Source organism: Streptomyces sp. DT2A-34 (assembly GCF_030499515.1).
GTDB lineage: Bacteria > Actinomycetota > Actinomycetes > Streptomycetales > Streptomycetaceae > Streptomyces.
In genome coordinates, this window is the sequence record NZ_JASTWJ010000001.1 from 4,625,908 (window position 1) to 4,642,632 (window position 16,725).

The 16,725-nt window shown below is 69.4% G+C and carries 20 protein-coding genes; 8 read left to right on the forward strand and 12 right to left on the reverse strand.

Annotated features, from left to right (window positions below; all coding sequences use genetic code 11):
• Nucleotides 1-34: 34 nt before the first annotated feature.
• From QQM39_RS20285 to QQM39_RS20295, 3 genes are all read left to right on the forward strand, one after another.
• Nucleotides 35-1,390 carry an aspartate aminotransferase family protein gene (locus tag QQM39_RS20285; RefSeq protein ID WP_301998572.1) on the forward strand — a complete coding sequence of 452 codons (1,356 nt, stop codon included), beginning with the start codon at nucleotides 35-37 and terminating at the stop codon, nucleotides 1,388-1,390.
• A 253-nt stretch (nucleotides 1,391-1,643) separates the two neighbouring features.
• A complete protein-coding gene (locus tag QQM39_RS20290; RefSeq protein ID WP_301998574.1) occupies nucleotides 1,644-2,345 on the forward strand; it encodes a GntR family transcriptional regulator in 702 nt (233 codons plus the stop codon).
• 236 nt (nucleotides 2,346-2,581) lie between these two features.
• On the forward strand, nucleotides 2,582-3,232 hold the full coding sequence (locus tag QQM39_RS20295; protein WP_301998576.1) for a hypothetical protein: 651 nt from the start codon (nucleotides 2,582-2,584) through the stop codon (nucleotides 3,230-3,232).
• Nucleotide 3,233: 1 nt separating this feature from the next.
• On the opposite strand, the gene QQM39_RS20300 is transcribed toward QQM39_RS20295, so the two are convergent.
• The 5 genes from QQM39_RS20300 to QQM39_RS20320 all read right to left on the reverse strand — a co-directional run bounded on the left by QQM39_RS20300 (nucleotide 3,234) and on the right by QQM39_RS20320 (nucleotide 5,589).
• The gene (locus QQM39_RS20300) at nucleotides 3,234-3,524 is read right to left on the reverse strand and encodes a hypothetical protein (protein ID WP_301998578.1); all 291 of its coding nucleotides are present in this window, start codon (nucleotides 3,522-3,524) and stop codon (nucleotides 3,234-3,236) included.
• A gap of 109 nt (nucleotides 3,525-3,633) precedes the next feature.
• Nucleotides 3,634-4,047 carry a hypothetical protein gene (locus QQM39_RS20305; protein ID WP_301998580.1) on the reverse strand — a complete coding sequence of 138 codons (414 nt, stop codon included), beginning with the start codon at nucleotides 4,045-4,047 and terminating at the stop codon, nucleotides 3,634-3,636.
• A complete protein-coding gene (locus QQM39_RS20310; protein ID WP_301998582.1) occupies nucleotides 4,044-4,307 on the reverse strand; it encodes a hypothetical protein in 264 nt (87 codons plus the stop codon). The genes QQM39_RS20305 and QQM39_RS20310 overlap by 4 nt, the downstream gene beginning before the upstream one ends.
• A gap of 28 nt (nucleotides 4,308-4,335) precedes the next feature.
• Nucleotides 4,336-4,968: a hypothetical protein gene (locus QQM39_RS20315; RefSeq protein ID WP_301998584.1), complete on the reverse strand. Its 633-nt coding sequence runs from the start codon at nucleotides 4,966-4,968 to the stop codon at nucleotides 4,336-4,338.
• Nucleotides 4,969-5,193: 225 nt separating this feature from the next.
• Nucleotides 5,194-5,589, reverse strand: a complete 396-nt coding sequence (locus QQM39_RS20320) for a hypothetical protein (RefSeq protein WP_301998586.1) — start codon at nucleotides 5,587-5,589, stop codon at nucleotides 5,194-5,196.
• 125 nt (nucleotides 5,590-5,714) lie between these two features.
• Here QQM39_RS20320 and QQM39_RS20325 point away from each other — a divergent pair, with 125 nt between their 5' ends.
• Together QQM39_RS20325 and QQM39_RS20330 are read left to right on the forward strand one after the other, a co-directional pair.
• Complete coding sequence (locus QQM39_RS20325; protein WP_302003651.1) at nucleotides 5,715-6,551, forward strand: helix-turn-helix transcriptional regulator; 837 nt, start codon at nucleotides 5,715-5,717, stop codon at nucleotides 6,549-6,551.
• A complete protein-coding gene (locus tag QQM39_RS20330) occupies nucleotides 6,548-6,832 on the forward strand; it encodes a DUF397 domain-containing protein (RefSeq protein WP_301998587.1) in 285 nt (94 codons plus the stop codon). Before QQM39_RS20325 ends, QQM39_RS20330 begins: the two co-directional genes overlap by 4 nt.
• Here QQM39_RS20330 and QQM39_RS20335 read toward each other — a convergent pair.
• From QQM39_RS20335 to QQM39_RS20355, 5 genes are all read right to left on the reverse strand, one after another.
• Nucleotides 6,793-7,677, reverse strand: a complete 885-nt coding sequence (locus QQM39_RS20335; RefSeq protein ID WP_301998589.1) for a triacylglycerol lipase — start codon at nucleotides 7,675-7,677, stop codon at nucleotides 6,793-6,795. The genes QQM39_RS20330 and QQM39_RS20335 overlap by 40 nt on opposite strands.
• A 244-nt stretch (nucleotides 7,678-7,921) precedes the next feature.
• On the reverse strand, nucleotides 7,922-8,920 hold the full coding sequence (locus QQM39_RS20340) for a peptidoglycan-binding protein (protein ID WP_301998590.1): 999 nt from the start codon (nucleotides 8,918-8,920) through the stop codon (nucleotides 7,922-7,924).
• 1 nt (nucleotide 8,921) lies between these two features.
• The gene (locus QQM39_RS20345) at nucleotides 8,922-9,101 is read right to left on the reverse strand and encodes a hypothetical protein (RefSeq protein ID WP_301998591.1); all 180 of its coding nucleotides are present in this window, start codon (nucleotides 9,099-9,101) and stop codon (nucleotides 8,922-8,924) included.
• Between the two features lie 59 nt (nucleotides 9,102-9,160).
• Entirely contained in the window at nucleotides 9,161-10,201 is a 1,041-nt protein-coding gene (locus QQM39_RS20350; protein WP_301998592.1) for a helix-turn-helix domain-containing protein, read from the reverse strand.
• Between the two features lie 122 nt (nucleotides 10,202-10,323).
• Nucleotides 10,324-11,607, reverse strand: a complete 1,284-nt coding sequence (locus QQM39_RS20355; RefSeq protein WP_301998593.1) for an adenylosuccinate synthase — start codon at nucleotides 11,605-11,607, stop codon at nucleotides 10,324-10,326.
• 196 nt (nucleotides 11,608-11,803) lie between these two features.
• Between QQM39_RS20355 and QQM39_RS20360 the strand changes: the two genes are divergently transcribed.
• The gene (locus QQM39_RS20360; protein WP_301998594.1) at nucleotides 11,804-12,691 is read left to right on the forward strand and encodes a diacylglycerol kinase family protein; all 888 of its coding nucleotides are present in this window, start codon (nucleotides 11,804-11,806) and stop codon (nucleotides 12,689-12,691) included.
• A 4-nt stretch (nucleotides 12,692-12,695) separates the two neighbouring features.
• Here QQM39_RS20360 and QQM39_RS20365 read toward each other — a convergent pair whose 3' ends face one another.
• Together QQM39_RS20365 and QQM39_RS20370 are read right to left on the reverse strand one after the other, a co-directional pair.
• The gene (locus QQM39_RS20365; protein ID WP_301998595.1) at nucleotides 12,696-13,316 is read right to left on the reverse strand and encodes a Uma2 family endonuclease; all 621 of its coding nucleotides are present in this window, start codon (nucleotides 13,314-13,316) and stop codon (nucleotides 12,696-12,698) included.
• 94 nt (nucleotides 13,317-13,410) lie between these two features.
• Complete coding sequence (locus QQM39_RS20370) at nucleotides 13,411-13,905, reverse strand: GbsR/MarR family transcriptional regulator (protein WP_301998596.1); 495 nt, start codon at nucleotides 13,903-13,905, stop codon at nucleotides 13,411-13,413.
• Between the two features lie 73 nt (nucleotides 13,906-13,978).
• Between QQM39_RS20370 and QQM39_RS20375 the strand changes: the two genes are divergently transcribed.
• Both QQM39_RS20375 and QQM39_RS20380 read left to right on the forward strand, forming a co-directional pair.
• Complete coding sequence (locus QQM39_RS20375; protein ID WP_301998597.1) at nucleotides 13,979-14,926, forward strand: ABC transporter ATP-binding protein; 948 nt, start codon at nucleotides 13,979-13,981, stop codon at nucleotides 14,924-14,926.
• A complete protein-coding gene (locus QQM39_RS20380) occupies nucleotides 14,923-16,527 on the forward strand; it encodes an ABC transporter permease (protein ID WP_301998598.1) in 1,605 nt (534 codons plus the stop codon). Before QQM39_RS20375 ends, QQM39_RS20380 begins: the two co-directional genes overlap by 4 nt.
• The last annotated feature ends 198 nt before the right edge of the window (nucleotides 16,528-16,725 follow it).

A 16,725-nucleotide genomic window follows, 5' to 3' on the forward strand; every position in this document is an offset into this window, starting at 1 on the left:
CTCGCCCACACCGCGCACTCCTACGCTCGCCCGCATGACCCCTCAGCCAGATCCCAAGGTCGGCGCCGCAGTGAAGGCCGCGGACCGTGCGCATGTGTTCCACTCCTGGTCCGCGCAGGAGCTCCTCGACCCGCTCGCCGTCGCCGGCGCGGAGGGGTCGTACTTCTGGGACTACGACGGCAGGCGCTACCTCGACTTCACCAGCGGTCTCGTCTACACGAACATCGGCTACCAGCACCCGAAGGTCGTCGCCGCGATACAGGAGCAGGCCGCGAGGATGACGACCTTCGCGCCCGCCTTCGCCGTCGAGGCCCGGTCCGAGGCGGCGCGGCTGATCGCCGAGCGGACTCCCGGCGACCTGGACAAGATCTTCTTCACCAACGGCGGCGCGGACGCCGTGGAGCACGCCGTACGGATGGCGCGGCTGCACACCGGGCGGCCGAAGGTGCTGTCGGCGTACCGGTCGTACCACGGGGGCACACAGCAGGCCGTGAACATCACCGGCGACCCGCGCCGCTGGGCCTCCGACACCGCCGCCGCCGGTGTCGTGCACTTCTGGGCGCCCTTCCTCTACCGCTCCCGCTTCTACGCGGAGACCGAGGAGCAGGAGTGCGCGCGGGCGCTGGAGCACCTGGAGACGACGATCGCCTTCGAGGGACCGTCGACCGTCGCCGCGATCATCCTGGAGACGATTCCGGGCACGGCGGGAATCATGCTGCCACCGGCCGGCTACCTGGCCGGGGTCCGCGAGATCTGCGACAAGTACGGGATCGTCTTCATCCTGGACGAGGTCATGGCGGGGTTCGGGCGGACCGGTGAGTGGTTCGCGGCGGATCTGTACGACGTCATCCCCGACCTGATGACCTTCGCGAAGGGCGTGAACTCCGGTTACGTGCCGCTGGGCGGGGTGGCCATCTCCGGGGCCGTCGCCGAGACCTTCGCGAAGCGGCCCTACCCCGGCGGTCTCACGTACTCCGGTCACCCGCTGGCCTGCGCGGCAGCCGTCGCGACGATCAACGTCATGGCCGAGGAGGGCGTCGTCGAGAACGCCGCCCGGCTGGGCGCCGAGCTGGTCGGGCCGGCGCTGCGCGAGCTGGCCGAGCGGCACCCCTGCGTCGGCGAGGTGCGCGGTGTCGGCATGTTCTGGGCGGTCGAGCTGGTGCGGAACCGGGAGACCCGTGAGCCGCTGGTGCCGTACAACGCGGCCGGCGAGGCGAACGCCCCGATGGCGGCGTTCGGCTCCGCCGCGAAGGCCGGGGGCCTCTGGCCGTTCGTGAACATGAACCGCACCCATGTCGTACCGCCGTGCAACGCGAGCGAGGCCGAGCTGAAGGAGGGACTGGCAGCCCTGGACGCTGCGCTGGCTGTGGCGGACGAGTACACGGGGTGACGCTTCGGGGCCGGGCTTCTCAGCGCCGGCCCGCGCCATTCAGCCCGTCCGGCGTTCGAGGACGAGGCCCGTTCAGGGCCGAAGCGGGGGTCTGGGGGCGCAGCCCCCAGGGATGGGACGGGTAGGGGCGGCGGGGCGAGAAAACCGCCCGTCCCCGCGGGAACATCCCCCGGCACCCGAACGCGTAGGGTGGCGTGCTCGTAGACATGTACGTGCCCGCCACCTCATCGCGACGACGGGAGACGCCCTGACCATGCCCGGCAACGGCAGCAACGGCTCCGTGACCCGGAGCACCCTGCGGCAGCAGATCGCGGACGCGCTGCGGGACGAAGTGCTGGCCGGGCGTTTGCAGGCGGGGCGGGAGTTCACCGTCAAGGAGATCGCCGAGCAGTACGGAGTGTCCGCGACCCCGGTACGCGAGGCACTCGTCGACCTCTCCGCGCAGGGTCTCCTCGAGGCCGACCAGCACCGCGGCTTCCGCGTCCACGAGTACTCCGTCGAGGACTACCGCGGCATCATCGAGGCCCGCGGCCTGGTCATCACCGGCATGTTCCAGGTCCTGGCCACCGACACCGCCCGCCACCGGGACCCCGACGACCCCCGCGTCCACGCCGCAGTGGTCGGGGTACGCCGCCGCGCCGAGGAGGCGCAGCGCGCCGCCACCGCCGGCGACCTCACCGTGCTCATCGGCTACGACCTGCGCTTCTGGCGCGAGCTCGGCGCCCTCTTCGGCAACCCCTACCTCGCCGACTTCCTGCACCGGCTGCGCGTGCAGTCCTGGGTCTGCGCGGTCCAGCATCTGCGCCGCGTCGACGATCTGCGCGGCCGTCTGTGGTCCCGGCACACCGACCTCGTCGACGCCCTGATGCGCCGCGACCTGCCGACGGCCCGCTCGATCATCGCCGCCCACGACGCGGACTCCCTCGCGCTGATCGAGCGACTGGCGTCCGGATGACCCACGAGCGGGAGCTGCGGGAGTCCCCCGGGTTACCGCACGGCCCTTGGTTGCCGGGAAGCTGGTGGGCGGTCCGGGTAAGTGGGCGGACGGAGTGTGGGTATGGGACCTGCACGAGCGGGGACTTGCCTGAGGAGTCCCCTGAAGACCCGCATGAAGTCCCGTATGAGGGGCTCCGCCCCGGAGCCGCACCGATTACCCTTCCCTGACCGACGCGCTATGCGAGGAGCCCTCTTTTGGCCTGTGACCTGTGGCTGGTACCGCTTGTCGACGTGTTGTGCCACACCCCCGACAACCCCTTCGCCGAGGAACTCGCGCAATACAACAAGGTGCTCGCCGAGGCCGGGCTGCCGCCGGTGCCGGTGTACCAGTACATGCCGGGTCTGTCCGGCGACGTCGCCCCGGTCGCCGGGTTCGACTACGACGCGCTGCACTTCCTGCGCCGCGCGTACCTGCTCCAGGTGTGCGGCCTGCCGGTGACCCCGGTCGACGAACTGGGCGGCGACTACGAACAGCTCCTGGAGATGTTCGAGACCACGGCCCAGCAGTCGCACCTGGTCTGGCACTACGACCATGCGGGCGCCTACGTCCCCGTCGACTTCCCCAGCCCGCTCTCCAACGAGGAGCTCCTGGCTGGCGGCGGCCCGCTCGGCTCCTCCCAGGCCCTGCTGCGCGAGCTGGAGTTCGTGGCCCCGGTGATCGGCATCGACCCGGCCAACCCTCCGGCGGCGCCCCAACCCCCGCTCGCGCCCACGGCCCTGGAGGAACCGGCGGTCCCCGCCCCGTACGACCCGAGCCCCTTCGCCCGCGAACGGCATGTGTGGCTGGGGCTGCACGCGGCGGCGACACGGAGCCTGGCGCAGGGTTCGATGATCGTCTTCAGCTGACCTACTTCAACTGGGACAGCCCCTTCTGCACGTCGTCGAGGTTCATCACCGGCGTGTAGGACACGGTGGCGTTCCCTTCCCGGAAGAGGGGCTCGGTGATCACCGGTATCTGCGACGTGTCCTCCAGGTCGAAGACCAGGAAGGCCGTGCGCTCACCTTCGTCCGGCAGGAAGTAGGCGGCTTCAGGGTGGACCCGGTCAACGATGTCCTGGATCAGTCCGCCCATCTTTCCGCTGCTGATGAGCTGGTTCCCCTTCTCCGTGTCGAAGTGGGCCTTGAGTAGCACGCGCATCTCCATCACCTCCTCTTCAGGATATGCCCCTATTCGCCAGGTTTCCCCCTGGCAACTCCTCGGGGAGCAGAGGGAGGGGCGCCCGACGAGCGAGCGCCCCCCGTCGGGCTCAGCGCTGGTGCGGCAGCCTGATGGTGCGTACGAGAGGCATGTCCGCATACAGGTCGGGATCGACGGTCAATACGTGCCTCCCGTCCGGCCAGTCGACCGTGGGCCGGGACAGATGGACCGCGTGGCCGAGCCGCCACTCGACCCCATCACGCAGCAGCGCACCCACTGTGGACGCACCCGCGAAGTCCAGCTCGACGATGTCGACGGCAGGCAAGGCACCGACGTGCTCCGCGAGCCCCTTGCGCATACCGTCGGCGGCAGCCAGGCAGAGCGCGGGTACATAGACGTGTCGCGTGGGCCCGTGCTCGGCGTTCGCGACGAACTGAGAGGCCAGCGAGTTCCCCGAACCGAGCGCCAGCAGGGCGGACTCGTCGAAGACGACGCCGGTCGACCCGGCCCTCGTCGCGCTCACAGGCTGTCCACGGGCCGGCCGGCCTCAAGGTCCTCCCAGACCTGCTCCACCCTGTCGTGGTCCTCGTCCGTGAGCGTCACACCGAAGTGCGTCTCGCAGTACGCCTTGGTCGCCTCGTACCGCTTCCGCAGCTCCTCCTGGGTCGGCGTGGCCCCCGCCAGCTCGGCGATCAGGTCACGCATGGTCATCCCTCGCTCGCGGGCGAGGACCATGAGGCGGTCACGGACAGCAGGGTCGACCTTGACGGTGGTGTCAGCCATGAGGGCAGTATACCCACGGTATACCACCTCAGGCCGCTCTAGTACGACGGCCATCGAAAACGCTCCATTTCTCTTGAAGGAACCGCCGGGCGAATCCGCCCGGCTTTCGGAAATCAACCTCAACAGCCGTGACACGCAGGGCTGTTGGTGCCACGGTGCGGCGCATCCCACCCCGCAGCCGGGCCTCGACATGGCCGTACGCCGACCCCACCGACCGGGGCCACCCACCCGTCACCGCCGCCCGCACCTGGGCGTTACTGGCACCCCGCCGCCACCACTCGTCCACGAGCGGCGCGAGCCGCCGCGCCTCGGCGGCGTCGAGCGTGAGGCGCCGGTCGTACTCCCCGAGCAGGAGCAGCAGACGCACGGCTTCGGCGGTACGTGCGCCCGGAGACGCCCGCCGACCCGGGACTTTTTTGGTTTCACCCGTTCGTGGCGCGGCTTCGTACGGGGCGTCGAACACCTCGTACGCGACGGAGACTTGTCCCGCCGCCGCACCCTCGCCCGCCTCGCGCACAACCCGCCGCAGATACCGCCGTTCCTCCAGCTCACGCAGGGCGGCGACGACCCCCGCCCGCCCCTCGGCGCTCGGCGAGGCAAGCGCGCGGAGGGTGACGCGGGTGTGGTGCGGGAGGGCCAGCAGGTACGTCAGTACGCTCACCGCGCGCCAGGAGATACTCCGGTCGCGGAGAAGGGCGGCAGAGAAGCCTGAAAAGACGCGCGCAGGCGTCGTACGATACGTACGCATCCGGAGGGAACGCTCCTGGTGTCGAGCCCCCGGGTGTTGGCGCACCGCGGGGGCATTTCTGTTGGCGTGACTCTAAGGCCACGCAGAGCGACGATTGCAAGTCGAAACCGCCTTTTCCCTGGCGGAAGTTCGCGTTCTTCACTCCTGGGAGTGAAGGGCGGTGCACAGCAGCCGCGTATGCACGAGGCGGTCGGGGGTCGTCGGGCGGTAGCGCCAACTCAAGGGCCAGGTCAGGCCGTCGAGCGCGGGCACCGGGACGTACGAGACATGGCCCGGAGCGGCGGTGAAGCGGGTGACGCCGTCGGGCCACGCGCGGTGGGACGTACTGCCCACCGGCACGAGGAAGTAGACCCCGCGCCGACCCGTCGCCGTCTCGACGATCGGCCCCGGATCACCTCCGGTCATCCGCGCGAGCCAGTCGGCGACGTCCCGGCCCTCCTCGCCGTCGACTCGGATCGCGTCGAACTGGACGCCGGCCTTGTGGAGTTGAACGCCGGTTGCCGGGATCCAGGTCAGGTCACTTTGCGTATTCACGGGGCCAGTTTGCGGGTGCGGGGCTAGCGTGATCCATGACTCTGCGTTGCCGGTTGAACACGGTTGAGGACCGGCGTCCGCGAGTTGTGACCGGTTGAGTTCGGTTGAGTTCGGAGGTGACCGCAATGGCGCGGGCGGAGAACAAGACGGAGGCAGGCGGTACGGCCCATTTGGTCGCCGCCCTGGCGAAGGCGTTGCGGGAGCAACACGGGCTTACGCAGCCACAGTTGGGCGACAGGCTCGGGTACACGGCAGCGGCGATCAGCGCGATGGAGACGTGTGCGCAGCCCGCGAGCGATCAGATGCTGGTGGGGTTGGAGCAGGAGATCGGGGGCGGGCTGGGTGTCTTCGAGAAGGCGCGTGAGTTGATGCGGCTGGACAAGTACCCGGCGCAGTTCAAGAACTACGTACTCCTGGAGCAGCGGGCGTTGACACTCTCCACGTACGTCACCTTCGTGGTGCACGGCCTCTTCCAGACAGAGGAGTACGCCCGTGCACTGATCGGCGGCGGCTATCCACCTCTCAAGGACGAGCGTGTGGAGGAGCTGGTCGAGGCACGGTTGGCACGACGGGCGCTCTTCGATCGGGATCCGACGGCACTGATCGAGCTGGTCGTAGAGGAGTCCGCGCTGCGGCGCACGATCGGCGGCCGGGAGGTTATGCGCGAACAACTGCTGTACCTCGCCGAGTGCGCGCAGCGCCGCAACGTCACCTTCCAGGTGCTACCCCTAGACTGCGGGCTGGGTGGTGAGCACTTCGGCGCCCACGGCGAGATGACCTTGGTGGAAACCCCGGAGCACGAGCACCTCGTCTACCTGGAAGCGCAGGATGAAAGCCTCCTCGTGAGCACCCCGACCAAGGTGACGACATACGCGCATCGCTATGCGAAGATCCGTTCACAGGCCATGGGCCCACGGGAATCGCTGGGCCTCATCAAGCAGTTGGCAGGAGAACTCCAGTGACTGGCACCCTGCGGTGGTTCAAGTCCAGCTACAGCAGCGCCAGCGGCGGCGAATGCCTCGAAGTCGCCTACGCCTGGCGCAAGTCGTCGTACAGCGACAGCGGCGGCGGGGCCTGCGTCGAAGTCGCCCCCTGCCCCCAAGCCGTTTCCACCGCCATCCACATCCGCGACTCCAAAAACCCCGACGGCCCAAACCTCACCGTCTCCGGCAAGGCCTGGGCCGCGTTCATCTCGTCACCGGCCTACCAGACCGCGGGATGCCTCAGCGCCTCGTACGTGTAGCGGAGCGGGGCGCGCCGCTCGTTCCTCTCCCCCCAGTGTGCGCCGTTGTCGTCGGACCACTTGAACTTGTACTTCTTGTTGCCGCCGGCGCTCTTGATGCTGCTGTGCTCAAGCCCCTGGTTGACGTAGTAGACGACTTTGTGCGCGGCCTTCATGCCGATGGCGGAGCCGCTGTGAACGGCGTCGTCGTCGCTGGAGCCGATGAGGGTCCAGTCCGTCTTCATCCTGGACTGCGGGTTCTGCCCGGCCCACGAGAGGAAGTTGCTACGCGGCTTCAGGTCACTGCACTGCTTGTGCCCCTGGGCGGCGCATGACCGCGCCATGCCGGCGCCCTTGAACGGACTGCCGAGGGTGACCACGTCCTCGACGTAGAGGTAGTTCGGCCACTTGCTCGATGAGCCGTACTTGTTCACGCCGGTGATGGCGGCGCGAATTACCTGGCCGCCCATGGAATGGCCGACCACGTCGACCTTCTTGCCGTGCCGGGAGTAATTCTTGTAGATGTCCCAGGCGAGGAGACGGCCGAGTTCCTGGATTCGGGTGTCCAGGTTTCCGTTCACCTTGCGGGTGCAGTTGGTGTTTTTCTTGTAGTACCCCCAGGTGACGAACTTGCCCTTCCAGCCCTTCGTGCGAAGGTCGGACATGGCCTTGCCCCAGACCGCCTTGCAGTCCTGCTTGGCGTTGGCGACTTCGAGATGCTTCCCGTCGAGGCCGTGAATGAAATACACGGCGTTCTTCACACCCGCGGTACGGGACGGAGCCGCGCTGGCCTCCCCCGCCGCCATTCCCATCATGACTCCCGCGGTCGCCGTGGCGACCAGGGCACGAACAAGTCTGTTCTGCAACAAGACTTCCCCCATGAGCCGGGACCGCAATTCGCTGCGGTCCTCCCCGTTTTTCTTCTCGACCTGAATGAGGGCGCGCGTTCATGCCAGGTTGCTTCGAAAGGCGATCTTTTTGAAACCTTTCAGCTTGCTGTCGGCTTCCTGTCCGTACACACAGAACTGCGCCGCGTCCGGAAATCGGACGCGGCGCAGTTCTTCGAACTAACCGGAATTACGGACTACGGATGGAGGCGTTCCTGCAGGGTCAGAACGTGTTCGCGTTGAGGTCCTGCTGGAGATGGCGGGTGGTGTCGGGGCCCCACTGGCCGTCGACGCCCGCGCCCACCTTCTTCTGCAGGGCCTTGACCGTGTTCGGGCCGATGGCGCCGTCCGCGGTCACCTTCAGGTAGGTCTGGAGGGCCTTCTTCGTGAGCGGCCCGAAGGAACCGTCGACGGACAGCTTGGCGCCGTGCGAGTTCAGCGAACGCTGGAGCGCGGCGCAGGTCGCGGGGCCGAACTGGCCGTCGACGACGAGCTTCCCGGCACCCGGCGGGCGCGGAGTCGGCTTCTGCGGCTTGGTGCCGCCCTTGAGGGCGGACTTCATCATCTTGTCCGAGGCGGGCCCGTACTCACCGTCGACCGTGAGGCCGTACTTCTTCTGGAAGGCCTTCACCGCCGACTCGGTGGCGGGGCCGAAGTCCCCGTCGACGACCAGCTTCGAGCCCATGACCTTGTTCAGGTTGCCCTGGAGGGTCTTCACCGCCGCGCCCTTGGAGCCCCGGCGCAGGATGCCGTCGGTGGGCGGGAGCGGCGCGGCGTTGCCGTAGGCGGGGCGGCCGTAACCCACGATCTCGGAGGAGTAGCGGTCCCGGCGCAGGACCTTGTCGCTGGTGTTCCCCTCGATGGTGGTGATCTTGCCGCTGGAGTGGACGGCCTCGACCACGCCGACGTGGTCGATGTTGTCGATGGACCGGGTGCCGCTCCAGTCGAAGAACACGACGTCGCCCGCGCGGATGCCGCCGACCCCGTAGTGCCAGCGCCCCTTGGACTGGAACCTCCGGGCGTGTCCGACCGTCCACGCGTGCTTGCCGAAGATCGCGTCGAGGTTGTCCGACTTGGCGGCGGCGTAGCTGACGGTCATGTTGCACCACGCGTCGTCGAAGCCGTACCAGTCGGTGATGAAGTTGTTGTTCGACCCGGGCGGGTTCTCACCGGTGCCGATCAGCTTGCGCATCTGCGCGAGCATCCCCTCCACGGACCCCATGTCACACCTGCCCGTTCTCGGGGAAGGCGGCGATGTCGCCCTTGACGACTACCTTCGGGTCCTGGCTCACCTTGCTCTGGTCCGGGTCGACATCGAAGATCCCGGCGCCGCCACGCGGCTCCACGGCCCTCGGTGCGGCCGCCGCCGCGGTCGCTGTCACCTGCTTTTCGGGTTCGGTCATGTTGTTCCCCCATGAGTCCTGCCGAAAGATGCGAGGGCCACGGCAACTGCCGCTTTCCCTCAGGAAGTTGAGTCTGCTGGGACGGCGGACAGCTGTCGTTGGCGTGGCGCGCACTGTTTGTGTGCAGGGAGCGCACCCGCGCGCAGACCCGTCGGCGTGACGCCGTACGCGGCGCGGAACGCCCGGCTGAAGTCGGCCGGCTGGGCGAAACCCCAACGCGCCCCGATGGTGTGGACGGGCAGATGGCGCAGCGCCGGGTCGGCCAGGTCGCGTCGGCACCGCTCCAGCCGCTGGGCCTTGATCCAGGCGGCGACGGTCAGCTCCTGCCCCTGGAAGAGCCGGTGCAGATAGCGGGTGGAGATGTGGTGCGCGGCGGCGACCTGGTCCGGCGTCAGCCGCCGGTCGTCGAGGTGGTCCAGGATGTACAGCTGGATACGGCGCAGCAGTACCGGGGTCGCCGGGCCCTCCCCGTCGCCGGGCCGGTGGTCGAGCAGGGCCCGCACCAGCTCGGTCACCACCGCGCCCATGCGCAGCTCGCCGACCGGCCCGTACGGCGTCGCGTCCCGCGCGAGGCCGGCCAGGAACTCCGCTACCAGTACCGCGAGTTGCTCACGTCCCGGTAACTCCCGCGCGACCGATCCCCCCAGGCCGTCCCGCTCCGTCCACGGCAGGTGCGCGGTGACCACCGTGTTCCGCGGTCGGGTCAGGTGCAGGCGGAACGGCCGGTCCGTGTCGAGCAGTACCGGGCCGCAGGCCCCGACCCGCACGGTCCGCCCTGCCTGTTCGAGCACTGCCTCGCCGCCCGTCACAAGGACGAGGTGATACCGGGCCGCGCGTGTCCCGCAGGGCCCGGCCGTCCCCCGTACCTCCGCGGCCGGACAGTCCACCGCGGACACCCGTACGAGGCCCAGCTCCCGCGATCGCACGGTCGCGCGGAACCCCTGGTCGGCGGAGGCGTTGACCGGCCCGTACAGCCCGCTCAGCGCCTCCGCCCATGCCGTGACGCCCCGGACCGTCCCGTCCTCGCGGATGGCCGGGTGCGCTGACTCCGTCGCCCCGGCGGCGCCCGCCGGTCTCCCCCTGAATGACTGAGTACGCATGAGGTCACGCCCATAAACGTCCGATGGATGCGCACAGAAACGCCCGGCCGGAGAACCGGCCGGGCGATCGCGCTCCCTGCTCCACGGGAACGAGTCCTGCTCCAGAAGGAACGAGTCCTGTCCTAAAGGAACGAGTTGATCTCGATCGTCTCGTCCCGGCCCGGACCCACCCCGATCGCGGAGATCGGCGCGCCCGACATCTCCTCCAGCGCCTTGACGTACGCCTGGGCGTTCTTCGGCAGGTCGGAGAAGGACTTGGCCTTGCTGATGTCCTCGCTCCAGCCCGGGAGCATCTCGTAGACCGGCTTCGCGTGGTGGAAGTCGCTCTGGGAGTAGGGGAGTTCCTCGACGCGCTTGCCGTCGATCTCGTACGCCACGCAGACCGGGATCTCCTCCCAGCCGGTCAGGACGTCCAGCTTGGTGAGGAAGAAGTCGGTCAGGCCGTTCACGCGGGTCGCGTACCGGGCGATCACCGCGTCGAACCAGCCGCAGCGCCGGTCACGGCCGGTGGTGACACCCCGCTCGCCGCCGATGCGGCGCAGCGCCTCGCCGTCCTCGTCGAAGAGCTCCGTCGGGAACGGGCCGGCGCCGACGCGGGTCGTGTACGCCTTGAGGATGCCGATCACGCGGCTGATCTTCGTCGGGCCCACGCCCGCGCCCGTGCAGGCGCCGCCCGCGGTCGGGTTCGACGAGGTGACGAAGGGGTACGTGCCGTGGTCGATGTCGAGGAGGGTGCCCTGGCCGCCCTCGAAGAGGACCACCTTGTCGTCCTCCAGCGCCTGGTTGAGGACCAGGACCGTGTCGGCGACGTACGGCTTGATCTTCTCGGCGTAGCCCAGCAGCTCCTCGACGACCTGCTCGGCGGCGATCGCGCGCCGGTTGTAGAGCTTGGTGAGGATCTGGTTCTTGGCGTCGAGGGCCGCCTCGACCTTCTGGGTCAGAATCGACTCGTCGTACAGGTCCTGCACACGGATACCGACGCGGTTGATCTTGTCGGCGTAGGTCGGGCCGATGCCGCGACCGGTCGTGCCGATCTTCCGCTTGCCGAGGAAGCGTTCCGTCACCTTGTCGACCGTCACGTTGTACGGCGTGATGATGTGCGCGTTTCCGCTGATGAGGAGCTTCGACGTGTCGACGCCGCGCTCGTTCAGACCGCTCAGCTCGGAGAGCAGGACCGACGGGTCGACGACGACGCCGTTGCCGATGACCGGGGTACACCCCGGGGAGAGGATTCCGGAAGGGAGCAGGTGGAGGGCGTACTTCTGATCACCCACGACTACCGTGTGGCCGGCGTTGTTGCCGCCTTGGTAGCGCACCACATAGTCGACGGAGCCGCCTAGCAGGTCCGTCGCCTTTCCCTTGCCTTCGTCACCCCACTGAGCACCGAGCAGCACAAGTGCGGGCACGCGCGTACACCCCTTCCGGGCGGGGCATGTCCAAGGTCAGGGGTGTACACGGAGGGTCTCCGCCGTGTAGACCACGACAGGTCGCGGCCGTCGTTGGCCGTGAACCGTCGGACCGGATGGCCCCGGAATAGACGAAGCCCCTGGCGCAATAGCGCAAGGGGCTCTTGCACAAAGATGCTACCCGAGGAAGCGAGGCATGGCCGAGGTGGCGACTTTCGCGATGTCCGATCAGCTGCTGGTGGTGATCGATGCGGCTGCCCGGCGGACGGACGGGGAGTCCGTCAGGATCGCGAAAGACGTGCTCAGCGCGGGTGCGGCGACGAAAGTGTGCTTGCCGGAGGGGCCGGAGGAATTCGCCCGGGCACTGGCTCGGCGCGGGTCGCGGCGGCCCGTGGTCATCGGCGACGACCGGGCGCTGACGCGGGCCGTGTCGCTGCTGCACCGGCAGCGCCAGCTGGCCGAATGCCTGCTGGCGGTGGTGCCGGTCGGGGCCGCGCTGTCGCTGGCCGGATCCCTGGGGGTGCCGACGGGGGCGGTGGCGGCGGCCCGGGCGGTGCTGGACGGGATGGAGCGGCGGCTGGATCTGCTCGTCGACGACAGTGACGGAGTGGTGCTGGGCGCCCTGCGGATCCCGCCGATACGGGACCCTGCCGAGCCGACCGGGATGAACGAGGTGAACGGGCCGAACGGGGCGACCGCGGTGGGGCCGGTCGCGGCGCGGCCCTGGTTGCGGACGTGTCAGTCGCTCGTCCGGACGCTGGTGCCGGCGCGGGGCGCACCCGAGGTCCCGTCCGGGCCGTCGCGGCTGCGGGTCGAGGTCGACGGAACGACGCTGGTGGACCTCGACCAGCCGGTGGAGGCGGTGTCGGTGGCCCCGGGGTTCGCCGGTGTGGCCGAGGTGGAGGTGCGGCCGGCCTCGGTGGGGGCGGAGGCCTCGCCGCTGCGGGCCGAGGGGCGGACGGTGACCGTGTCGGGAGCGCACTTCCGGTACCGGGCGGACGCGGTGGTGTCGGGGCCGGTGCTCAGGAAGACGTGGACCGTGGGGGAGGGCGGGCTGCGGCTGGTGCTGCCGGCGTCGGCGTAAGCCGTCAGGCCTCTTGCTGGGCTTCGGGTTCTTCTTCGTCCTCCTCCGGGGCCTGGAAGCCCTCGGTGTCGAGCGTGCACTCGAATGGCTCCGGGATGTAGAGCTTCTCGCCGAACGGTTTGGTGAGGTGTCCCCGGTATCCCTGCGGCGACGGCGACCAGTAGACGGTGGCCTGGTCTTCCTGCATGTCGAGAAGGAGGTAGATGGGGACGCCTGCCTTGCCGTAGACGTCGACCTTGTCAGTCAGGTCGTCGTTTCGGGTGGAAGGAGAGGTCAGCTCAGCGACGAACGAGAGGGCTTGCCCATCGAGGCGGTTGCTGGTGGTGCGGCGGGCACGTCGGTGAGCAGCGTGGATGTCAGGGCCGCAGGCGCTTTCAAAGCCCGGGAACACGTACAGCAGGGGGCCCCAAGTGATGCGGTGCTCCTCGGGGAGATGAGGGCGCAGCTGATCGCAGACCAGGTCCATCACATCCGCGTAATAGGCCTTGGACCACGGCGACACGACGATTCTCCCCCTGATGATCTCGGCCTCGTAGCCGTCGGGCACGTGCAGCTCATCAAGGAGGTCCAGAAGCTCCTCGAAGTCGCTGCCGCTTATCACCGGTCGCTCTGCCATGAGTGTCATGATGCGCCCTCCCCTTGATCCGGACCAGCCGCAACTCAGAGTAGCGACTCGCGTACGGCCCGGCGGCCGAACTCGGCGGAATCAGGGACGGACGCTACTGGCCGAAAGTCTTCTCGCGGTGCACCCGCCAGCGCTCCATCATGGCCGCGAGCTCGCCCTCGATGAACTCGAAGAAGGCGAGCGTCTCGGCCAGCCGGCGGCCTGCCGGGGTGTCGGCGCCGAGGCTGCTGACGCCCTCGCGCAGGGCGCTCTCCCACCGCTTGAGGACGGCCTCGCGGTTGGTCAGGGCCTCGTACCACTGGTCGCCGTGGACCCGGTAGCGCTCCCGGCGCGAACCGGGCTCCCGCTCGCGCGACACCATGTGCGTCTGGGCCAGGTAGCGCACCGCGCCGGAGACCGCCGCGGGGCTGATCCGCAACTGTTCGCTCAGTTCGGCGGAGGTCAGCACGCCCTTGTCGGAGGCGAGGAGCGCGGCGAAGACCCGGGCGGCCATGCGCTGCATCCCGGCCTCGACGAGCTGCGCCGCGAAGGACTCCACGAACTGCGACACGGACTCCGCGTCGCGGCCGGCCCCGACTGATTCCGTCATGCGGCCATCCTATCGGGACTTTATACGCTTCCTTAACTTCACAAATTTCTGAACGAAGCGTACGTTCTGAACCATGACGAAGGCCAACCTCGCCCTTGAGGTATCCGGACTGCACAAGTCGTTCGGCAAGACGCACGCGCTCGCCGGCCTCGACCTGGACGTCGAGACCGGCGAGGTCCACGGCTTCCTCGGCCCCAACGGCGCCGGCAAGTCCACCGCCATCCGCGTCCTGCTCGGCCTGCTGCGCGCCGACGCGGGCGCCGCGCGGGTGCTGGGCCGCGACCCCTGGGCGGACGCGGTGGAGGTGCACCGCCGCATCGCCTACGTGCCGGGCGACGTGGCCCTGTGGCGGAATCTGTCCGGCGGCGAGGTCATCGACCTCTACGGCCGTCTCCGCGGCAACCTCGACACCCGACGCCGGGCCGAACTGATCGAGCGGTTCGAGCTGGACCCGACGAAGAAGGGCCGCACGTACTCCAAGGGCAACCGGCAGAAGGTCGCCCTCGTCGCCGCGTTCGCCTCGGACGTGGACCTGCTGATCCTCGACGAGCCGACCTCGGGCCTGGACCCGCTGATGGAGGAGGTCTTCCGGCGCTGTGTCGAGGAGGAGCGCGACCGGGGCCGCACGATCCTCCTTTCCTCCCACATCCTCAGCGAGGTCGAGGAGCTCTGCGACCGGGTCAGCATCATCCGCAAGGGCCGTACGGTCGAGAGCGGTTCGCTCGCCGACCTGCGCCATCTGACGCGCACGAGCGTCACGGCCGAACTCGCCGGTCCGCCCAACGGGTTGTCCCGTCTGCCGGGCGTCCACGACCTCGCCATTCAGTCGATCGAGAGGGGTCAGGGCCGCCGTGTCCGGCTCCAGGTCGACACCGACAAACTCGACGCCGTACTGCGCTCGCTCAGCGAGTCGGGCGTGCGGTCGCTGACGTCGACGCCGCCGACACTGGAGGAACTGTTCCTGCGGCACTACCAGGCCGACCAGCCTGACCAGGCCGACGTGAGCGAGGTGCCCCGATGACCGCCACGGCTCTCGGGGTACGGCCGTCAGCCTCACGCCAACTGGCAGGCACCGGAACGCTGTTGCGCTTCGCCCTGCGCCGCGACCGGCTGATGATCCCGGTCTGGGTGGCGGTGAACGCGCTGATGATCCTCTCCATGCCGAACACGCTGGAGAACCTGTACGCCACCCCCGCCGAACGCGCCGACCTCGTACAGAACACCGCCACCAACGCCTCCTTCCGCGCGCTGATCGGCCCGGTCTTCGACGACTCGATCGGCGCCCTGACGGCCTGGCGCGTCGGCGTCTACGCGGGCGCGCTCGCGGCCGTACTGAGCCTGCTCCTCGTCGTACGGCACACCCGGGACGAGGAGGAGAGCGGCCGCCAGGAGCTGGTGGCGTCCGGAATGGTGGGGCGCCGGGCCTCCCTGACGGCGGCCCTGCTGACGGCGGCGGTCGCCAACGCCGTACTGGCCCTCCTGGTCACGGTCGGGCTGTCCGCCCAGGGCGCCTCGGGGGCACTGGCCCTCGGGCTCGGTCTCGCGGGGGTCGGCATGGTCTTCGCCACACTGGCGGCGATCGTCGCCCAGTTCACGGAGAGCGCCCGGCTGGCACGGGGGCTGACGGCCGGGCTGGTGGGCGCCGCGTTCGTGCTGCGCGCGGCGGGCGACTCTGCTGCGGACGACGGTTCGTCGGTGCTGACATGGGTGTCGCCGCTGGGCTGGCTGGAGAACCTGCGGGCCTTCGCGGGCGAACGGTGGTGGGTGCTGCTGCTGTTCGCGGCGGCGGCTGCGGTGCAGGGCGTGGTGGCGTACGGACTCGCCGGGCGCCGTGACGTGGGCATGAGCTTCCTGCCCGCCCGGCCGGGCCCTGCCGACGGCCGCCTCGGCACGGCGGGCGCACTGGCGTGGCGGCTGCAGCGCGGCAGCGTGCTCGGCTGGTCGATCGGCTTCTTCCTGGCCGGGGTCATCTACGGCGGGCTGACCGACGGGGTGGCCGACCTGGTCGGCGACAACGACAACGCCCGCGAGATCTTCCAGCGGATGGGCGGGCAGTCCGGCATCACCGACGCCTTCCTGGCCGCGATGATCGGCATGCTCGGCCTGATCGCCGCGCTGTACGTCGTGGGGTCGGTGCTGCGGCTGCACGGCGAGGAGACCTCGATGCGGGCGGAACCGATCCTGGCGAACGCCGTGGGACGCCTCCGCTGGGCCGCCGGTCACCTCATGGTCGCCTTCACCGGCTCCGCGCTGATCATGCTGCTCGCGGGTCTGGGCTTCGCCGTCGGCTACGGCAAGGATGTCGGCCCGATCCTGGGCGCCTGCCTGGCGCAGCTCCCCGCGGTGTGGGTCGTCGGCGGGCTGGCGGTGCTGCTGTACGGAGTGCTGCCGCGGGCGGCGATGGCGGCGTGGGGTGTTGCCGGGGCCGTGCTGCTGCTCGGCTGGGTGGGGCCCGCGCTGGATGTTCCGCGGGCGGTGCTGGATCTGTCCCCGTTCGGGCATCTGCCGAAGTTGCCGGGTGGGGGGATGGAGTGGGGGCCGGTCGGGGTCCTGCTGGGGGTGGCCGTAGTGCTCACGGCTGTCGGCCTGGTGGGGCTGCGGCGGCGGGACGTCACGACCTGACGGTGATGCGAGCCATGCCGGAGGGCCGCGGACTTCCCCACCTGCGGCCCTCAGCCGGACGCCCCGGTCACGGCCACCTGCCGTGACTGGCTCGCCCCGCCCTCACCTGCGAGCACGCGTGAAGGAGACGACCCCTGCGGCGATATGGCACAGGCGGGTGTGGACGACTCTTCGACCGCGTGAGCCTCAACAACCCAC